Source organism: Pseudomonas corrugata (assembly GCF_001269905.1).
Taxonomy (GTDB): domain Bacteria; phylum Pseudomonadota; class Gammaproteobacteria; order Pseudomonadales; family Pseudomonadaceae; genus Aquipseudomonas; species Aquipseudomonas corrugata.
The window spans coordinates 43,081-60,536 of record NZ_LHVK01000010.1 but is presented as its reverse complement, the minus strand read 5'-3'; the positions used below and the strand labels follow the sequence as shown (position 1 = coordinate 60,536).

Genomic DNA, 17,456 nt, shown 5'->3' with positions numbered 1-17,456 from the left:
AGGCCGCGTCTTAGTGGTGACGAGGCTTGAGGATCGCCGGCTTCTCGTCCGGAGCGTTGCACAGCAGGTACAACGCGGTGAGGGCTTCCGGGATCTGTACGATCATGTCGTCCATCAGGTTGGCATCGGCGGCGATGTCGGAGAACTCCGGTTGTTCGTCGAACAGGCCGGAACCGACCATGATCGGCAGCAGCATTTCGCTGACTTCCTCTTCGGCGGTTTCGAACCAGGCCGCTTCGCGCAGGAACACCCCTTCCATGAAACCGATGCACCAGCCGCGCAGTTCCGAGTCGTCCGGGTCATCGCCCAGGTCCAGCTCGCAGGGCAGCTCGAATTCTTCGTCGGAGGCCAGTTGACGGGCAATGTGGGCCTTGAGGCCAACCAGCGTGGCTTCGATTTCGATGCGTTGGGCTTCGTCGGTGTAATGTGGCTCTTCGGCGAAGAGGGCGTCGATCCACTCGCGATCCGGCACCTGCTCGGAACAGATCGACAGGGCGGTCAGGTAGCCGTGAGCGGCCACGTAGTCCAGCGCTTCCTCGTGCAGCTCATCGGCGTCGAGGAAGACTTGCAGGCGGGTCAGTTGCTCAGCGAAGGACATTACGGGCTACCTTGGGGGAATAAACAATGCGGGAATTCTAGGCCTTCTTGAGCGCCCAGGCCAGCCGCTTGGCTGATTTGCCTGTGGCGAGGGGATTTAGCGAAACGTCGCACCGCCCCGCTGGGCTGCGAAGCGGCCCTGAAGCCATACGCTCCGGTGTGTCAGGTAGATTGAGTTGCATGTTCTGGGGCCGCTTCGCAGCCCAGCGGGGATAAATCCCATCGCCACAGAGTGCAATGTCAGGCCTTACAGATCTTGAACACCTCTTGTCAGCAACGCCCTCTGCACAGAGGGCCTCGGGTATACTGCCGCGCTTTGTGATGCCCTGCGGTGTCCCACCGGCTCGAAACTCGCACTTACGATTTGCCGGTGCAGCATGTTCGATTCTGAACCAGCCTTGCAGGGATGTTTTGGTGATTTTTGGAGTTTCTATGCTCGAACAGGCTCAACGCGTCCTCAAGGACATCTTCGGCTACGACAGTTTTCGTGGCCGCCAGGGTGCCATTATTGAGCGCGTGGCCAGCGGTGGCGATGCCCTGGTGCTGATGCCCACCGGCGGCGGCAAATCCTTGTGCTTCCAGGTTCCGGCGTTGTTGCGCAATGGCTTGGCGGTGGTGGTTTCGCCGCTGATCGCCTTGATGGACGATCAGGTCGCGACGCTCGAGGAACTGGGCGTCGCCGCGGCTTCGCTGAACTCCACCCTGAGTGCCGAGCAGCAGCGGGACCTGGCGGCGCGGATCCGGCGCGGTGAGCTGAAAATGCTCTACCTCGCCCCGGAGCGCCTGGTACAGCCGCGCATGCTGGCTTTCCTGCAGAGCCTGGAAATCGCCCTGTTTGCCATTGACGAAGCTCACTGTGTGTCCCAGTGGGGTCACGATTTCCGTCGCGAATACCTGCAACTGGGGCAACTGGCGGAGCTGTTCCCCGATGTACCGCGCATCGCCCTGACCGCCACCGCCGACAAACGGACCCGGGAAGAAATCGTCGAGCGCCTGCATTTGCAAGACGCCGAGCGGTTCCTTTCCAGCTTTGACCGCCCCAACATCTTCTACCGCATCGTGCCCAAGGAGCAGCCACGCAAGCAGTTGCTGGCGTTCCTCGCCGAACGGCGCAGCGATGCGGGCATCGTCTATTGCCTGTCACGGAAAAAAGTCGACGAAGTCTCGGCGTTTCTCTGTGAACAGGGGTTTCCGGCGTTGCCCTATCACGCAGGGCTGCCCAACGAACTGCGGGCCTATCACCAGAAGCGCTTTCTCAACGAGGAAGGCTTGATCATGGTGGCCACCGTGGCGTTCGGCATGGGCATCGACAAGCCCAACGTGCGTTTTGTGGCGCACCTGGACCTGCCCAAGTCCCTTGAGGCCTATTACCAGGAAACTGGTCGTGCCGGCCGTGATGGCTTGCCGGCCGACGCCTGGATGGCCTACGGCCTGCAAGACGTGGTGATGCTCAAGCAGATGCTGCAGAACTCCGAAGGTGACGAACGCCACAAGCGCCTGGAGCAGCACAAGCTCGATGCCATGCTCTCGCTGTGCGAAGAAACCCGCTGCCGCCGCCAGACCTTGCTGGCCTATTTCGACGAAGACATGCCCCAGCCGTGCGGGCACTGCGACAACTGTGTCGACGGCGTGGAAACCTGGGACGCCACTGAACCGGCGCGTCAGGCGTTGTCGACCATTTTCCGCACCGGGCAGCGCTATGGCGTGGGGCACTTGGTGGATGTCTTGCTGGGCAAGGACAACGAGAAGGTTCGCAGTTTCGGCCACCAGCATCTGTCGGTGTATGGCGTAGGCAAGTCCCGCTCCGAAAGTGAATGGCGTTCTCTGTTCCGCCAACTCGTGGCCCGTGGCCTGGTGGACATCGACCTGGAAGGCTACGGCGGCCTGCGTCTGAGCGAGACCTGCCGGCCGTTGCTCAAAGGCGAGGTGAGCCTGGAACTGCGCCGCGATCTCAAGCCGGCGACCGCGATCAAGAGCAGCAAGAGCCAGGCCAGCCAACTGGTCCGCGGCGAGGAGCGCGATCAGTGGGAAGCCTTGCGTGCCTTGCGGCGCAAGCTGGCCGAGGAACATGCCGTACCGCCATACGTCATCTTTCCCGACTCGACGCTGCTGGAAATGCTGCGCAGCCAACCCACCTCCCTGGCGGAGATGGCCCGGGTCAGCGGCGTCGGCGCGCGTAAGCTGGAGCGCTATGGTGAGGCTTTCCTCCAGGTGTTGGGCGGCGAGGCCGAGGCGCCGAAGGCGGTGGCCGATGTACGCCATGAGTTGATCACCCTGGCGCGGGCCGGCATGACCCCGTTGCAGATCGCCGGACAGCTCCAGTGCTCGGAGAAAAACGTCTACACGATGCTTGCCGAAGCCATCGGCCAGCAGCAATTGTCGCTGGAACAGGCCCTGGATTTGCCCGAGGAACTGATGGGCGAGGTCCAGGATGCGTTTCTGGATGGCGAAGGCGAGTTGCCAGCGGTGGCGGAAGTGGCGGCGCTGTTCGCCGGTCGGGTGCCGGAAGGTGTCTTGTATTGCGTTAGGGCTGCGTTGCAGTCGGAATTTGAAGTCTGATCAGTAAGTTGCATGCCTTTAACGATTCAGTACGGGGCAGGCCTTGCTTGAATCCAAAGTGCATGCTTAGCTGACTAATAATTAGTATTTCTCCTATTTCAGATCTGATGAGTTTTTTATGTCGTTAACCGATCAACACCGTTTTGGCATGCAATTGGCGCAGATGTCCCGGGGCTGGCGTGCCGAACTGGACCGTCGCCTGGCCGGACTGGGTCTGTCCCAGGCGCGGTGGCTGGTGCTGTTGCACCTGGCCCGCTTCGAACACGCCCCGACCCAGCGCGAACTGGCCCAGAGCGTTGCCGTCGAAGGCCCGACCCTGGCCCGTTTGCTCGACAGCCTGGAAAGCCAGGGGCTGGTGCAGCGCCAGGCCGTCGCCGAGGACCGCAGGGCCAAGAAAATCGTGCTCTGCTCGCCGGCACGGCCGTTGATCGAACAGATTGAAACCATTGCCACGCAATTGCGCAGGGAGCTGTTCGAAGGCATCGACGAGGAGGACATGCGGGTGTGCATGCGGGTTCACGGCAGAATTCTGGCGAATCTGGAAAAATCCTGAGGTACATCTGCCATATCCCGACTTTTGAGATTCGATGATTAGCGAACTATAACCAGTACTAAGCGATCGTATTGGAAGCGCTCGAATCGTAAAGGGATACCCATGCTTGAAAGTTTGCAGTCCACGTTGCGCAGTTGGGTCAACGTGTCAGTTGTCTTGGGTGCATTGGGATATCCGGCTTTGGCGTCTGCGCTGGGGCTGGGAGAAATCACGCTCCATTCCGCCCTGAACCAGCCGTTGCGCGCCGATATCGCACTGGTCGATGCGGCGGGACTCAGCGAGGGGGATCTGTCGGCCAGCCTGGCTGGTCCGGACGACTTCAATCGTGCCGGCGTGGAGCGGGTGTTCTTCCTCAGCAACCTGCGCTTTACCCCGGTGATACGCGGCGAGCGCAGTTTCATTCGGGTCACTTCCAGTAAACCGGTGGAAGAACCTTTCCTCAATTTCCTGGTGCAGCTCAATCAGCCCAACGGACGTCTCCTGCACGAATACACCGTGCTGATCGACCCACCGGGTACGCCGGGTATCGTGCCTGCATCCGACGAGCCCGCGGCCTCTCCCAAGTCTTCGATCTCGACTCCGGCGCCGGCCATCAAGCCGCCCCCGGCGACCCAAGGCAAGCGCTATACCGTCGTGCAGGGAGACAGCCCCTGGGTAATTGCCAAACGCCTGCACGAGGCTGGCAGCGGCGCCTCGATCCATGAGTTGATGCAAGGAATTCAGGCCCTGAACCCAGGCAGCGACCGACTTTCTATCGGCCAGCGCTTGCTGCTGCCCGATTCGGCCGTGTTGCCATCCCCGACGGAAACCGCCGCCGCGTCGACCGCCGTTGCCGTCGACGAGCAACTGGCGGCCAGCGTGCTGCAGAACCAGCAGCAACAGAAAACCGTCGACGAGTTGCGGGCCCGGCTTCAGGCCCAGGACGAAGAAATTGCCGATCAGCGCAAGCAGATCAGCGAACTGCAGGCGAAACTGGCTGAGGTCGCGCCGGGCCCGGCTACGCCTACTGCGTCGCCAGCCGTGCCTCCGGTCACTGAGACGGCGAAAGACATGCCGGTGGCTGAGCCGCAGCCAGTGACAGCGCCCCCTCCTGCGGCAGAGCAGCCGGAGCCCGACGGCATCAATTGGCTGTGGGTGGCAGGACTGGTGGGGCTGTTGGGATTGCTTGCATTGCTGCTGTTCATCCGTCGTCGACAAGAGCAGGCTGGCGTACAGCCGATGTCGGAGCGCCCTGAGCCGATGCTCGAAGATGCTGTCGACACCTATGCAGCGGCGGCTGATACGGAGCAGCCCGAGGTCGCTTCGTCTTTCAATAACGGTGATGCGCCGTTGGGAGATGTGCTGGAAGGGGTCGGGATCTACCTGACCTATGGCCGCTTCACCGAAGCCGCGGGGTTGTTGCGCGCGGCGTTGCTGGCGGAACCGGAGCGCACCGACCTTGGCCTCAAGTTGCTGGAGGTGCTGGGCAAGCAGGGCGACACCATCGGCTTTCAGGCCCAGGAACATCATTTATCGGCGCAGGGCGTCGATGCCAGGACACTGGAAGACATCCGCGGGCGTTATCCGAGAGTTGCTGTGGTCGCCGCGCCCATGGTGGTGATGCCGCCGCCAGAGCCTCAAGCACCTGAAGCCCCCGCTCCTGTGCCTGTACACGTTCCCGGCGATGAGTTCGAGCTGGATCTGGATGCGCTGTCCATGGAGAGCAACTGGGACCTGACCGATGAGCAGGACGGCGCCGAGGAAAAAAACGCCATCGCGACGCCTGCCGTTGACGTCTCTGAGGAGTTGTCTCTGTCGGGATTCGACGAGCCGGAGCTGCAATGGAGCGCGCCACTGGAAACCGAGTCGCTGGACGATGCCTTTCTAGATGGGTTCGCCGATGAAGAGCAGGTGCTGGAGCTGGAGGCGCAGCCTCTTGAGCCTGAGTCTGACTTATCGTCCCTGGCGTCCATGTCCCTCGAGCCCGAAGCGCCGGAACACGCTGAAAAACTGGAGCAGGCGCAGAACTGCATTGATGATGGCGACTTGAAGACAGCGATCACCCTGCTTGAAGAATTGCTCCAGGAAGGCGACGAACCCCTCAAACAGACCGCCCGAGTGCTGCTGGCCGGGATTCGCTGAAGGCACGGCTTCCCGTGTGGGAGCGAGCCTGCTCGCGATAGCGGTGGGTCTGCTGGCATTGGTGTCGAATGTGCTGCCGCCATCGCGAGCAGGCTCGCTCCCACAGGTATTGAGCATCGTCTATCTCGGGGGCGAACGGTCAAAGGCGAGTATCATGGCGGCGCCTTCGAAGCCACGAGTCGACCTGCTATGACCGAGCAAAAACCGGAAGTCATCATTACCTATTGCACCCAGTGCCAATGGTTGCTGCGTGCTGCCTGGCTGGCCCAGGAACTGCTCAGTACCTTTGGTGACGATTTGGGCAAGGTGTCCCTGGTGCCGGGCACCGGCGGGGTGTTCCACATCAGTTGCGACGGTGAGCAGATCTGGGAGCGCAAGGCTGACGGCGGTTTCCCCGAGGCCAAGGTGCTCAAGCAACGGGTCCGCGACCGGATCGACCCGGAGCGGGACCTGGGCCACAACGACCGGGTTCAGTGAGAGGGGGCTTCGCTGCCTGTCACCGGTTTCTTCGCGCCGCTTAGCTGGCTCGACACGACGATGGCGGCGATGATCAGCACGCCTCCCAGCAGCATGCGCAGGGTCGGGGTCTCGCCGAACAGCAGCCAGGCCACGCTGATGCCGTAGACCGGCTCCATGGCGAACACCACCGCCGCTGTGCGGGCCTTGATCACGCTCAGGCTGGCGACGAAGAGGCTATGGGCCAGGCCGGTGCAGAACACCCCGAGCAGGCCGATCCACAGCCAGTCGAGCGGGCGTACCGCGCTCAGTTGTGGCGCGGCGATCGGCAGCAGGCATGCCCCGACGACCAGGTTCTGACACAGCGCCGCCTGCACGGGTGGTACAGCGCCTGCGCCGGCGCGGTTGGTCAGCGACAGCAGGGAAAACAGCAACCCCGACGCCACAGCCCACAGCAGGCCGGTGGTGGCGCCGCTGGCCAGGTCGAAGTCCGGGGTGACCAGCACCAGGCCAATGCTTACCAACACCACCAGCAGGATTTCATTGGCCCGAATCCGCTCGCGAAACACCAGCCCTTCGAGTAGCACCGTGAAGGCCGGAAAACTGGCAAACCCCAGTGTGGCGATCGCCACTCCGGCGATTTTTACCGCGATGAAAAAGCTCACCCAGTGGCCGGCCAGTAGCAGCCCGCTCAGCAGCAGTCGCCAGCCGTCCCGTATCTGGAGTTTCTGCCATGGGGTGCTGCTGGCGAAGCGGGCGAAGGCCGCCAGGGCCAGCACGGCAAACAGGGCGCGGCCAAATACGATGATCGCCGGCGAGGCGGCGGCGAGTTTGCCGAACACACCGGTCAGGCCAAACATCAGTGCGCCAATGTGCAGGGCGCCCAGGGCGGTACGGGGAGTCATTGCAGTCCTTAGATCAGCCATCACTATTCCCTGTGGGAGCGAGCCTGCTCGCGAAAGCGGCCGATCAGTCAGCATTTCTATCAACTGACACACCGCATTCGCGAGCAGGCTCGCTCCCACAGGGATCAATATTTAAACCCTTTGGATGAGTGGGTGTCTGTCGCGATCCTGGCGTTTTTTAGCGTCAGGCTAGCGCGAACGCCGCAGTTTGCCTGGCGACGTGCCGAATTCGCGCAGTATCGCCGCGGCGAAGGCGCTCTGGGAGCTGTAGCCGACCCGGTGGGCAATCTCACCGATGGGCAGATCCGAGTCGCGCAGCAGTGCTACAGCCTTGTGCAAGCGGCGGCTGCGGATGTAATCCATCGGGGTTTGCCCGCATTCGGCGACGAAGCGTGCGTGCAGGCGAGCAGCGGAAAGTCCTGCGATCCGGGCCAGGTCAGCCACTTGCAGCGGGTAGGCGGCGTATTGGTCAATGTGCGCGTCAAGGGCAGCATAGGGTAGGCGTCGGCGGCCGGTCGCTTCCTGGCGAACACCGTTGAGGCTGGCCAGGAGCAGTACCGCTCCTTGCTGGGCGATCAGCGGATCGTTTACCGGGCTGCCCGCGAGCCAACTGACCAATTGGCTCTGTCCCGCATCCAGGGGCAGGCGGACGGTGCTGTCCAGCAAGCGACGGCTGGCGTCGGCGTGATCCCCCAGGCACTGAGCGACCCACTCATCGTCCGGCACATCCAGCACCAGGCAATGGCTGCCACGAGGGCTACCGCAGGCATGATGAGCACCGGCCGGCACCACCACGAAACTTTGCTGTACCACCTGGCTGCCACGCCCCTCCACCTCGAAATCCAGCGCGCCCGACAGTCCGAAGACCAGTTGGGCGTGGTCATGGCTGTGGACGATCAGGTCGTGGCTGTAGTGGCGCAACGTGAGGATCGGTCTCATCGCGGTCTCCCGGGGCAGGCCGCCAGCATACACCGAAGGTGTATCGCGTGGCCTTGTCATGCAACCGACATGTGTCTGTCATGGGCCATTAACCGCCGGTGTGCACAGTGGTGAAAACGATCAGAGGGGGTGCCCATGACCAGCGCCGAGCTCGCCAGACCCAGCCGCAAGCAGCGTGTCCGCACCCTGTGGATATCCGATGTGCACCTCGGTACCCGGGATTGCCAGGCCGAACATTTGTCGCAGTTCCTCAAGGGCTATCACGCTGACAAGATCTATCTGGTCGGTGACATCATCGATGGCTGGAAACTGCGCGGCGGCATGTATTGGCCCCAAGCCCACACCAACGTCATCCGGCGTTTGCTGACCATGAGCAAGCGCGGTACCGAGGTGATCTACGTCACCGGTAATCACGACGAGTTCCTGCGCCGCTATTCGAAGCTGATCCTGGGCAATATCCAACTGGTGGACGAGGCGGTGCACGTCACCGCCGACGGCCGGCACTTGCTGGTAATTCACGGCGACCAGTTCGATGTCATCACCCGTTACCACCGTTGGCTGGCGTTTCTCGGGGATTCAGCCTACGAATTCACCCTCACGCTGAACCGCTGGCTCAACCATTGGCGGGCCCGCTACGGCTACGGTTACTGGTCGTTGTCGGCGTACCTCAAGCACAAGGTCAAGACCGCCGTCAGCTTCATCAGTGACTTCGAAGAAGCCATCGCCCATGAGTGCGTGAAGCGCGAATTGCATGGTGTGGTGTGTGGCCACATCCACCACGCCGAGATCCGCAAGGTGGGTGAGGTCGACTACCTCAATTGCGGCGATTGGGTCGAATCCTGTACGGCGCTGATCGAGCATTGGGACGGCTCGATCGAGTTGTACCGGTTGGCGGATGCCCAGGCGCGCGAAGCTCAGTTGAAGGCGCTCAAAGTCGCCGAACCGGCCTGAGCCTGACACTTCCTCCAGGCAGAAGGCTTCTGTAGGAGCTGCCGAAGGCTGCGATCTTTTTCCAGGCGATAAAGAATCAAGATCAAAGATCGCAGCCTTCGGCAGCTCCTACCACGGAACCTTGCCCCGCAGCATGTCGCGGTACATGACGAAATCGCCAAGCAGGCTGTAGAGCGGGTGTTGGAAGGTCGCCGGTCGGTTCTTTTCGAAGAAGAAGTGCCCGACCCAGGCAAAGCCGTAGCCGGCCACCGGCAAGGCGATCAACCACCACCAGGCCGTTGCGGCGATGGCCAGGACGAGAATCAGTATGACCAGGGAGGTGCCGATGAAGTGCAGTCGTCGACATGTGCTGTTGCTGTGCTCGCCCAGGTAGTACGGATAGAAGTCAGCAAAACTCTTGAATTGTCTGATGTTTTCCAAGACTGCAGGCTCTTTGGTGAGGGTTCTGTTTTTCAAGTCTAGAGCGCCCCTCTGCAACGGCCAGTGACAATGAGCGCCACTTTAGTATCCTTCGCAAATCCGGCCGTACTTTGCGGCTTGTCATGCAAGTGATACCTCATGGGTGAACGAACGACTTCTTCAAGCTGGGCGATGGGGATTGTCAAGGCGCTGGAAATGGACGGCCTGGATTGTCGTGTGCTGTTCAATCAGTTGGGACTGGACTTTGATGCGCTGGAAGATCCGGACGCCCGTTTCCCCCAGGACTCGATGACGCGGCTCTGGCAACTGGCGGTGGAGCTGTCGGGCAACCCGTCCATTGGCTTGAACATGGGCAAGGTAGTGCGCCCGGCGTCGTTCCATGTGGTCGGTTACGCCCTGATGTCCAGCCGGACGTTGATCGAAGGTTTCCAGCGATTGGTACGTTACCAGCGGATCATTGCCGAAAGTGCCGACTTGAGTATCCGCCAGTTGGATGGCAACTATGCCCTGATTCTGACGGTGCACGGAGATCATCTCCCAACTACCCGGCAAAGTACCGAGGCGTCTCTGGCTTGTGCGCTAAGCCTGTGCAACTGGCTGACCGGACGTACCTTGCATCCGGTGAAGGTGCTGTTCCAGGGGGCCGAACCGGTTGATCGTGCGCCTTACCAACAAGTGTTCTGTGCGCCGTTGGTGTTTGGTGCGCCCTTCGACGCGCTGGTCTTCAAGCGGGCCGACATGGAGGCACCGCTGCCCACGGCCAACGAGGCCATGGCGCAGCTCCACGATCGGTTTGCCGGTGAGTACCTGGCGCGTTTTTCGGAAAGCCGGGTGACCCACAAGGCGCGCCAGGTGTTGTGTCGGTTGTTGCCCCAGGGGGAACCCAAGCGTGACGTGGTGGCGAAGGCGCTGCATTTGTCACAGCGTACCTTGCAACGGCGCCTGCAGGAGGAGGGCACGAGTTTCCAGGCCCTGCTCGACGATACCCGTCGCGAACTGGCCGAGCAGTACCTGGCGCAGCCGGCCATGACCTTGCTGCAGATCGCCTATCTGTTGGGGTTCGCCGACCCGAGCAATTTTTTCCGCGCCTTTCGCCGCTGGTTCGATGTCACGCCCGGCGAGTATCGGGCGACGAGACTGGCCAAAGAGGTCAGTGACGCCAGAACGCCGGGATGCACAACACGAATACCGTGATGATCTCCAGTCGGCCCAACAGCATGCCACCGGACAGAATCCATTTGGCGGCATCCGGCAGTGGCGCGAAGTTGCCGGCCGGGCCAATGGTCTCACCCAGCCCCGGGCCGACGCCGGACACGGTGCTGGCCGCGCCGGTCAGCGCCGTCATCCACTCCACTCCCAGCAGCGACAGCAGCAGGGCGATCACGCAGATGGTGATGGCGAAAAAGAACGAGAACGTCAGGATCGAACGCACGATTTCTTCGTCGAGGCGGTGACCGTTGTATTTCTGCTTGATCACCGCACGTGGGTGAATCAGCTGCATGAGGTTGGCCCGGAGCAGGATATAGGCGACCTGGAAGCGAAAGATTTTGATCCCGCCGGCCGTCGATCCCGAGCAGCCGCCGACGAACCCCAAGTAGAAGAACAGCATCAGCGAGAAGTTGCCCCAGAGGCTGTAGTCCCCCAAGGCGAAACCGGAGGTGGTGACGATCGAGGTCACGTTCAGGGCCACGTGTCGCAGTGCGTCCAGCCAATGCAGGTCGGTGGTCGCCCAGTACCAGGTGCCGAGCACCAGCCAGGTCACCAGCAGCACGCCGATCAGGCCCTGGACCTGTTGGTCCCTGATCAGCGCCCGGCGGTTGCCTCGCAGCATCGAGACGTACAGCGCGAACGGCAGGCTGCCGAGGATCATGATGACGATGACGACCCAGTGCACCGCCGGCTCGGTCCATTTGGCCAGGGACAGGTCCGAGGTGGAGAAACCGCCGGTCGAGATGGCCGACATCGAATGGTTGACCGCATCGAACGGGCTCATCCCGGCCCACCAGAGGGCCAGGGTGCCGAGAATGGTGATGCCGACATAGGACGCCACGATCAGCCGTGCAACCATGTGGGAGCGAGGCATGACCTTTTCCGAACGGTCCGAGGATTCGGTCTGGAACAGGCGCATGCCACCAATGCGCAACAACGGCAGGATCGCCACCGCCATGCCGATGAAGCCGATCCCGCCGAGCCAGTGCAGCAGCGAGCGCCACATCAGGATGCCCGGTGACATGGTGTCGAGGCCGCTCAGGACTGTGGCACCGGTGGCCGTGATTCCGGACATGCTTTCAAAGAACGAGTCCGTGTAGCTGATGTGCTGGGTCAGCAGGAACGGCAACGCGGCAAAGATGCACACCACCAGCCAACTGCTGACCGTCAGCAGATACATGTCTCGCGGGCGCAGGTGCACGTGCTCGGGGCGTCCGGGCAGCACCAGAGCCAGGCCGGCGACGAAGGTGATCATGCTGGACCAGAGGAACGAAGGCAGATCCCCGGTGCGCTCGAAGATCAGCAGGGTGGCCATGGGCACGACCATGAAGATCGCCAGGGTGATCAGGAATATGCCGATGATGAAGCCAATGATCCGCAGGGTCGGCAACGCCATGAAGTCCGCTCGGGCTGAAAGGGAAGGGCGCCATTCTACCGACGGCTCGCGGCATGTAAACCGCGCCCGGCGCGACTGGCCTGTGCATCGTCTGCTAATTTGCGCTAACGAACTTGCCGTACAGAACACTAGAATAGCCAGACATTTTTTCAGGGAGGTGGCCGATGCAGGCTCTCGATGCTTTGCTCAACCGTGTTTCCGTTCCACGCCTGGTGGAACCGGCACCCACGCCTGAACAACGGGAAATCATGTTCGCCGCGGCGATGCGCGCTCCCGATCATGGCCAGTTGCGGCCCTGGCGTTTTCTGACGGTTGAAGGGCAGGCTCGTTATCGCATGGGCGAACTGCTGGCCGACGCGGCGCGATTCAATGATCCGCTGGTGTCCGAGGCGGTTGTGGAAAAGGCCCTCAATGGTCCGCTGCGGGCGCCGTTGGTCGTGGTGGTGATCGCACGTTTGCAGGACCATTTCAAAGTCCCGAAAGCCGAGCAATTGCTGGCGGCCGGCTGCGCTGCCCACGGGATCCTGCTGGCGGCCTATGCCCTGGGTGTTGGCGGAGTGTGGCGTACGGGTGAACTGGCGTACTCGCCGCACGTGGCCAAGGGGCTGGGTCTTGACGTGGGGGAAGAGGTGATCGGTTTCCTGTACCTGGGCACACCGCAGAAAGAAGCGCGGACGGCACCGAAGGAAGACATTGCTGAATTCGTTCGCGAGTGGACTGGGTTGCAGTGATGGAATGACGAGCTTTTGTGGCGAGGGGATTTATCCCCGCTGGGCTGCACAGCAGCCCCCAAACTGCCTACATCAGAAGTAATCTGACACACCGCAGGGACTGATTTTGGGGCTGCTTCGCAGCCCAATGGGGATAAATCCCCTCGCCACAGACAAAGCCTTTCCCCACAGGGTTATGCAGGTACAGCAGTTATTTGCAAACGTCCGCAATCGCCTCGGCCAGCCGGTCCAGGCGAGTCGCATCGATGCCGGCCACGTTGGCCCGCCCCGTGCCGACCATGTACACGCTGTGCCGCTCACGCAATTGCTTGACCTGCTCGGGCGCCAGGCCGGTGTAGGAGAACATGCCGCGTTGCACCCCGATATGGGAGAAGCGCTCCCGCAGGCCGTGGGGTTCGAGGGCGTCCAGCAGGCCACTGCGTAGCTGGGCGATGCGCAGGCGCATGGCTTCCACTTCGTCGGCCCACAGACGCTTGAGTTCCGGAGTACCCAGGATCGTCGCCACCACCGCTGCGCCATGATCCGGCGGTGTCGACCACAGGTTGCGGGCGATGTTGGCCAGTTGGCTGCGGATGTCCACCAGCTTGTCGGCGTCGCGGGCGCAGACGATCAACGCACCGGTGCGATCGCAGTACAAGCCGAAGTTCTTCGAGCAGGAACTGGTGATCAACACCTCGGGCAATGCCTGGGCGAACAACCGGACTGCCCAGGCATCCTGTTCCAGGCCGTCGCCGAAGCCCTGGTAGGCGAAGTCGATCAGCGGCAACAGCTCACGACTGCGCACCACCTCCAGTACCTGGCGCCATTGATCCTGGGACAGGTCGAAACCGGTAGGGTTGTGGCAGCACGCGTGCAGCAGCACCACGTCACCCTTTGGTGCCTGGCTGAGGGTTGCCAGCATCGCCTCGAAATCCAGGCGATTGTCGCTGCCCACGTAGGGGTAGTGGCTGGCCTTGACGCCCGCGGTGGCGAAAATGGTTTCGTGGATTGGCCAGGTCGGGTTGCTCAACCATACGCCACGGCCTGGCAGGCACTGTGCAATGAAATCGGCACTCAGGCGCAGGGCGCCGGTGCCGCCCGGGGTCTGGGTGGCACCGGCGCGTTGTTCGGCGATCTGCCGGGCGTCGGCACCCAGGACGAGCGCAGTGATCAACCGCCCGAAAGTGGCGTCGCCATGCCCGCCGATGTAGGTCTTGGTGGTCTGATGATCCACCAGCCGTCGCTCGGCCTGCTTCACCGATTCGAGAATCGGCGTCAGGCCCTGGGCGTCTTTATAGACGCCCACACCCAAGTCGAACTTGTTCGGGTTGCTGTCCGCACCATAGGCCTCCATCAGGCCGAGGATCGGGTCGCCGGGCACCCGGCCGATGGCGTCGAAATGCATTACTTGCGGCCCTCGGCGGTCTTGGCCACGTCATCGGTGCGGGCGGCCATGATGAAGTCGTTGCGGTGCAGGCCCTTGATGGAGTGGCTCCACCAGGTCACGGTGACTTTGCCCCACTCAGTGAGCAGGCCTGGGTGATGGCCTTCGGCCTCGGAGATTTCACCAACGGCGTTGGTGAATGCCAGGGCGTGCTTGAAATTCTTGAACAGGAAAACCTTTTCCAACTGCATCACGCCGTCGCGCACTTCGATGTTCCAGTCCGGGATCTGCTTGATCAGTACCGGCAGTTCTTCGTCGCTGACCTGTGGGGCGTCGGCACGGCAGGCTTCGCAATGGGCTTGGTTCAGAGTGTTCATGGTGTGTTCCTGGATCGAATTGGGTAGAACGTCGATGCACCCACGCTAAAGCAAAGCCGTGCAGTGCAACAGACTCACTTGGGATCAAAAAACGCCATTCAGGCGGCTTTCGGCGGAAATTTTGGTGTGTGCAGGCCCAGTTCCCGACCGCGCTTGACCATGCCCATGATGTCTTCATGGGCCAGGTCGAACAGGCGCTTGAGCTCTGGCAGGACGAAATACACCGGTTGCAGGATGTCGATGCGATACGGCGTGCGCATGGCCTCCAGCGGATCGAAGGCCTGGTGCTCCGGCTCGTCCGACAGGCAGTACACGGTTTCCTTGGGTGAAGACAGGATGCCGCCACCGTAGATGCGTCGGCCCTGCGCTGTTTCCACCAGCCCGAACTCGATGGTCATCCAGTACAGGCGCGCCAGGTAGACACGCTCTTCCTTGGACGCCTGCAGGCCGAGCTTGCCATAGGTGTGGGTGAATTCGGCGAACCAAGGGTTGGTCAGCAGCGGGCAGTGGCCGAAGATCTCGTGGAAAATGTCCGGCTCTTGCAGGTAGTCCAGTTCTTCCCGGGTGCGAATGAAGGTCGCCACCGGAAACTGTTTGCTGGCGAGCAATTCGAAGAAGGTCTGGAAGGGGATCAATGCGGGTACCCGGGCAACTTGCCAACCCGTGGTTGCACCCAGCACCTTGTTGATTTCGCCCAACTGCGGAATGCGGTCGTGGGGCAGGCCAAGCTTGTCGATGCCGTCCAGGTATTCCTGGCACGCACGGCCTTCAATGACTTTCAGCTGGCGGGTGATCAGCGTATTCCACACCGCATGTTCTTCGGCGGGGTAGTGGATAAAACCTAGCGCATCGGGCTCACGGGCCACGTACTGCGTCTGCTTCATGCTGCTCTCCTGCTGATTTCCCTCGAGGGGAAGACTGTTTGTTGTTATGTCCAGCGATGTATTAGAGATAACCCGAAGCTTTCGTAGGTGCAGCAGGGCGGTGCAGGTGTGTCCGAGGTAATAGAGGTTATTTCGTAAACTTTTCGTTACGATCGCCCTTGAGATCCAGTCGTGCCTGGATTTATCTATGGGAATTTGCCTGGAGTCGTCACATAATCTTTACAAGAATTTGCGTCGCTCGGTAAAAAAACGGGTGACAAAGAGCAGTCACCGAACCCTTGGGGCTTTTTATGCGCATCAAAGTCCACTGCCAGAATCGCATCGGCATCCTGCGGGACATCCTCAACCTGCTGGTGGAGTACGGCATCAACGTCGCCCGGGGCGAAGTTGGTGGCGAGCACGGTAATGCGATCTACCTGCACTGCCCGAACCTGATCAACATTCAATTCCAGGCGTTGCGTCCGAAATTCGAAGGTATCGCCGGCGTGTTCGGCGTCAAGCGGGTAGGGCTGATGCCCAGCGAGCGTCGGCACATGGAGCTCAATGCGTTGCTCGGCGCCCTGGAGTTTCCAGTGTTGTCCATCGACATGGGCGGTTCCATCGTCGCCGCGAACCGGGCGGCCGCTCAGTTGCTCGGGGTGCGGGTGGACGAGGTACCGGGAATTCCGCTGTCGCGCTACGCCGAGGATTTCGATTTGCCGGAACTGGTGCGAGCCAACCAGTCGCGCATCAACGGGCTGCGGGTCAAGGTCAAGGGCGATGTGTTCCTGGCCGACATCGCCCCGTTGCAATCGGAGCATGACGACAGCGAGGCCATGGCTGGTGCGGTGTTGACGCTGCATCGGGCCGACCGGGTCGGTGAGCGCATCTATAACGTGCGCAAGCAGGAGTTGCGTGGCTTCGACAGCATCTTCCAGAGTTCGAAAGTGATGGCTGCGGTGGTCCGCGAAGCCCGGCGCATGGCCCCGCTGGACGCGCCGCTACTGATTGAAGGCGAAACCGGCACCGGCAAGGAATTGCTGGCCCGGGCCTGCCACCTGGCGAGCCCGCGCGGGCAGTCACCACTGATGGCGCTTAACTGTGCCGGGCTGCCGGAGTCCATGGCCGAGACGGAACTGTTCGGCTACGGTCCCGGCGCCTTCGAAGGCGCCCGTGCCGAAGGCAAGCTGGGGCTGCTGGAGTTGACGGCTGGCGGTACCTTGTTTCTCGACGGGGTGGGGGAAATGAGCCCACGCCTGCAGGTGAAGTTGCTGCGCTTCTTGCAGGACGGTTGCTTCCGGCGGGTCGGCAGCGATGAAGAGGTATACCTGGATGTCCGGGTGATTTGCGCGACCCAGGTGGATTTGTCCGAACTCTGTGCCCGGGGGGAGTTTCGCCAGGACCTGTATCACCGCTTGAACGTCTTGTCCTTGCACATTCCGCCGCTGCGCGAGTGCCTCGATGGCCTCGCGCCGCTGGTGGAGCACTTCCTCGACCAGGCCAGTCGCCAGATCGGCTGTGCGCTGCCGAAACTGGCCACGGCGGCGATGGACCGCCTCAGTCATTACCATTGGCCGGGCAATGTCCGGCAACTGGAGAACGTGCTGTTCCAGGCCGTTTCCCTGTGTGACGGTGGGACGGTGAAGGCCGAGCATATCCGTCTGCCGGACTATGGTGTGCGCCAGCCCCTGGGTGACTTTTCACTGGACGGCGGGCTGGACGAGATTGTCGGGCGATTCGAGAAGGCGGTGCTGGAACGGCTCTATTCCGAGCACCCCAGCAGCCGGCAACTTGGCAAGCGGTTGGGGGTGTCCCATACCACCATTGCCAATAAGTTGCGCGAGTATGAGGTGGGTAAAGAGCCTGGGATGTAATCCGTTACCTGTGGCGAGGGGATAAATCCCCTCGCCACAGGTAACGGCGGGTCTGCCCCACGGTAATCCTTTGCCTTTGAGCGGCATGACACCGCCGGTTTTTCGTCTTCGATACATTTCATTTTTCCCCGCAAAATTCTGC

General features: G+C 61.7%; 16 protein-coding genes. 8 read left to right on the top strand and 8 right to left on the bottom strand.

Annotated elements, in window-relative coordinates; all coding sequences use genetic code 11:
- Window positions 1-10: 10 nt before the first annotated feature.
- Window positions 11-598 (bottom strand): UPF0149 family protein, encoded by a 588-nt coding sequence (locus tag AD665_RS16950; protein WP_024778612.1) that lies wholly within the window; start codon window positions 596-598, stop codon window positions 11-13.
- Between the two features lie 431 nt (window positions 599-1,029).
- Here AD665_RS16950 and recQ point away from each other — a divergent pair, with 431 nt between their 5' ends.
- The 4 genes from recQ to AD665_RS16930 all read left to right on the top strand — a co-directional run bounded on the left by recQ (window position 1,030) and on the right by AD665_RS16930 (window position 6,307).
- The gene (recQ, locus tag AD665_RS16945) at window positions 1,030-3,156 is read left to right on the top strand and encodes a DNA helicase RecQ (protein ID WP_024778613.1); all 2,127 of its coding nucleotides are present in this window, start codon (window positions 1,030-1,032) and stop codon (window positions 3,154-3,156) included.
- Between the two features lie 118 nt (window positions 3,157-3,274).
- Complete coding sequence (locus tag AD665_RS16940) at window positions 3,275-3,709, top strand: MarR family transcriptional regulator (protein ID WP_024778614.1); 435 nt, start codon at window positions 3,275-3,277, stop codon at window positions 3,707-3,709.
- Between the two features lie 102 nt (window positions 3,710-3,811).
- Window positions 3,812-5,830 (top strand): motility hub landmark protein FimV, encoded by a 2,019-nt coding sequence (locus AD665_RS16935; protein WP_053192890.1) that lies wholly within the window; start codon window positions 3,812-3,814, stop codon window positions 5,828-5,830.
- 189 nt (window positions 5,831-6,019) lie between these two features.
- A complete protein-coding gene (locus AD665_RS16930) occupies window positions 6,020-6,307 on the top strand; it encodes an Rdx family protein (protein ID WP_024778616.1) in 288 nt (95 codons plus the stop codon).
- On the opposite strand, the gene AD665_RS16925 is transcribed toward AD665_RS16930, so the two are convergent.
- Both AD665_RS16925 and AD665_RS16920 read right to left on the bottom strand, forming a co-directional pair.
- Entirely contained in the window at window positions 6,301-7,191 is an 891-nt protein-coding gene (locus AD665_RS16925; RefSeq protein WP_024778617.1) for a DMT family transporter, read from the bottom strand. The two genes, AD665_RS16930 and AD665_RS16925, sit on opposite strands and share 7 nt — an antisense overlap.
- 189 nt (window positions 7,192-7,380) lie before the next feature.
- The gene (locus AD665_RS16920; protein WP_024778618.1) at window positions 7,381-8,130 is read right to left on the bottom strand and encodes a helix-turn-helix transcriptional regulator; all 750 of its coding nucleotides are present in this window, start codon (window positions 8,128-8,130) and stop codon (window positions 7,381-7,383) included.
- Between the two features lie 135 nt (window positions 8,131-8,265).
- Between AD665_RS16920 and AD665_RS16915 the strand changes: the two genes are divergently transcribed.
- Window positions 8,266-9,081 (top strand): UDP-2,3-diacylglucosamine diphosphatase, encoded by an 816-nt coding sequence (locus AD665_RS16915; protein ID WP_024778619.1) that lies wholly within the window; start codon window positions 8,266-8,268, stop codon window positions 9,079-9,081.
- Window positions 9,082-9,189: 108 nt separating this feature from the next.
- On the opposite strand, the gene AD665_RS16910 is transcribed toward AD665_RS16915, so the two are convergent.
- Complete coding sequence (locus AD665_RS16910; protein ID WP_024778620.1) at window positions 9,190-9,501, bottom strand: Mpo1-like protein; 312 nt, start codon at window positions 9,499-9,501, stop codon at window positions 9,190-9,192.
- Between the two features lie 138 nt (window positions 9,502-9,639).
- Between AD665_RS16910 and AD665_RS16905 the strand changes: the two genes are divergently transcribed.
- Window positions 9,640-10,695: an AraC family transcriptional regulator gene (locus AD665_RS16905; RefSeq protein ID WP_080686229.1), complete on the top strand. Its 1,056-nt coding sequence runs from the start codon at window positions 9,640-9,642 to the stop codon at window positions 10,693-10,695.
- Here the strand turns inward: AD665_RS16905 and AD665_RS16900 are convergent.
- Window positions 10,652-12,106 carry a TrkH family potassium uptake protein gene (locus AD665_RS16900; RefSeq protein ID WP_024778622.1) on the bottom strand — a complete coding sequence of 485 codons (1,455 nt, stop codon included), beginning with the start codon at window positions 12,104-12,106 and terminating at the stop codon, window positions 10,652-10,654. The two genes, AD665_RS16905 and AD665_RS16900, sit on opposite strands and share 44 nt — an antisense overlap.
- A 164-nt stretch (window positions 12,107-12,270) precedes the next feature.
- Here AD665_RS16900 and AD665_RS16895 point away from each other — a divergent pair, with 164 nt between their 5' ends.
- On the top strand, window positions 12,271-12,837 hold the full coding sequence (locus AD665_RS16895; RefSeq protein ID WP_053192888.1) for a nitroreductase family protein: 567 nt from the start codon (window positions 12,271-12,273) through the stop codon (window positions 12,835-12,837).
- 190 nt (window positions 12,838-13,027) lie between these two features.
- On the opposite strand, the gene AD665_RS16890 is transcribed toward AD665_RS16895, so the two are convergent.
- The 3 genes from AD665_RS16890 to phhA all read right to left on the bottom strand — a co-directional run bounded on the left by AD665_RS16890 (window position 13,028) and on the right by phhA (window position 15,461).
- A complete protein-coding gene (locus AD665_RS16890) occupies window positions 13,028-14,221 on the bottom strand; it encodes an amino acid aminotransferase (RefSeq protein ID WP_024778624.1) in 1,194 nt (397 codons plus the stop codon).
- Window positions 14,221-14,577 carry a 4a-hydroxytetrahydrobiopterin dehydratase gene (locus tag AD665_RS16885; protein ID WP_003184087.1) on the bottom strand — a complete coding sequence of 119 codons (357 nt, stop codon included), beginning with the start codon at window positions 14,575-14,577 and terminating at the stop codon, window positions 14,221-14,223. Before AD665_RS16885 ends, AD665_RS16890 begins: the two co-directional genes overlap by 1 nt.
- 98 nt (window positions 14,578-14,675) lie before the next feature.
- A complete protein-coding gene (phhA, locus tag AD665_RS16880; RefSeq protein ID WP_024778625.1) occupies window positions 14,676-15,461 on the bottom strand; it encodes a phenylalanine 4-monooxygenase in 786 nt (261 codons plus the stop codon).
- Window positions 15,462-15,751: 290 nt separating this feature from the next.
- Between phhA and AD665_RS16875 the strand changes: the two genes are divergently transcribed.
- Window positions 15,752-17,314: a sigma-54-dependent phenylalanine hydroxylase transcriptional regulator PhhR gene (locus AD665_RS16875; protein ID WP_024778626.1), complete on the top strand. Its 1,563-nt coding sequence runs from the start codon at window positions 15,752-15,754 to the stop codon at window positions 17,312-17,314.
- Window positions 17,315-17,456 lie beyond the last annotated feature (142 nt).

What these genes read in the sequence shown, in the direction of transcription:
- AD665_RS16950 (WP_024778612.1), bottom strand. Translation starts at nt 598, where the DNA reads ATGTCCTTCGCTGAGCAACTGACCCGCCTGCAAGTCTTCCTCGACGCC.
- recQ (WP_024778613.1), top strand. Translation starts at nt 1,030, where the DNA reads ATGCTCGAACAGGCTCAACGCGTCCTCAAGGACATCTTCGGCTACGAC.
- AD665_RS16940 (WP_024778614.1), top strand. Translation starts at nt 3,275, where the DNA reads ATGTCGTTAACCGATCAACACCGTTTTGGCATGCAATTGGCGCAGATG.
- AD665_RS16935 (WP_053192890.1), top strand. Translation starts at nt 3,812, where the DNA reads ATGCTTGAAAGTTTGCAGTCCACGTTGCGCAGTTGGGTCAACGTGTCA.
- AD665_RS16930 (WP_024778616.1), top strand. Translation starts at nt 6,020, where the DNA reads ATGACCGAGCAAAAACCGGAAGTCATCATTACCTATTGCACCCAGTGC.
- AD665_RS16925 (WP_024778617.1), bottom strand. Translation starts at nt 7,191, where the DNA reads ATGACTCCCCGTACCGCCCTGGGCGCCCTGCACATTGGCGCACTGATG.
- AD665_RS16920 (WP_024778618.1), bottom strand. Translation starts at nt 8,130, where the DNA reads ATGAGACCGATCCTCACGTTGCGCCACTACAGCCACGACCTGATCGTC.
- AD665_RS16915 (WP_024778619.1), top strand. Translation starts at nt 8,266, where the DNA reads ATGACCAGCGCCGAGCTCGCCAGACCCAGCCGCAAGCAGCGTGTCCGC.
- AD665_RS16905 (WP_080686229.1), top strand. Translation starts at nt 9,640, where the DNA reads ATGGGTGAACGAACGACTTCTTCAAGCTGGGCGATGGGGATTGTCAAG.
- AD665_RS16900 (WP_024778622.1), bottom strand. Translation starts at nt 12,106, where the DNA reads ATGGCGTTGCCGACCCTGCGGATCATTGGCTTCATCATCGGCATATTC.
- AD665_RS16895 (WP_053192888.1), top strand. Translation starts at nt 12,271, where the DNA reads ATGCAGGCTCTCGATGCTTTGCTCAACCGTGTTTCCGTTCCACGCCTG.
- AD665_RS16890 (WP_024778624.1), bottom strand. Translation starts at nt 14,221, where the DNA reads ATGCATTTCGACGCCATCGGCCGGGTGCCCGGCGACCCGATCCTCGGC.
- AD665_RS16885 (WP_003184087.1), bottom strand. Translation starts at nt 14,577, where the DNA reads ATGAACACTCTGAACCAAGCCCATTGCGAAGCCTGCCGTGCCGACGCC.
- phhA (WP_024778625.1), bottom strand. Translation starts at nt 15,461, where the DNA reads ATGAAGCAGACGCAGTACGTGGCCCGTGAGCCCGATGCGCTAGGTTTT.
- AD665_RS16875 (WP_024778626.1), top strand. Translation starts at nt 15,752, where the DNA reads ATGCGCATCAAAGTCCACTGCCAGAATCGCATCGGCATCCTGCGGGAC.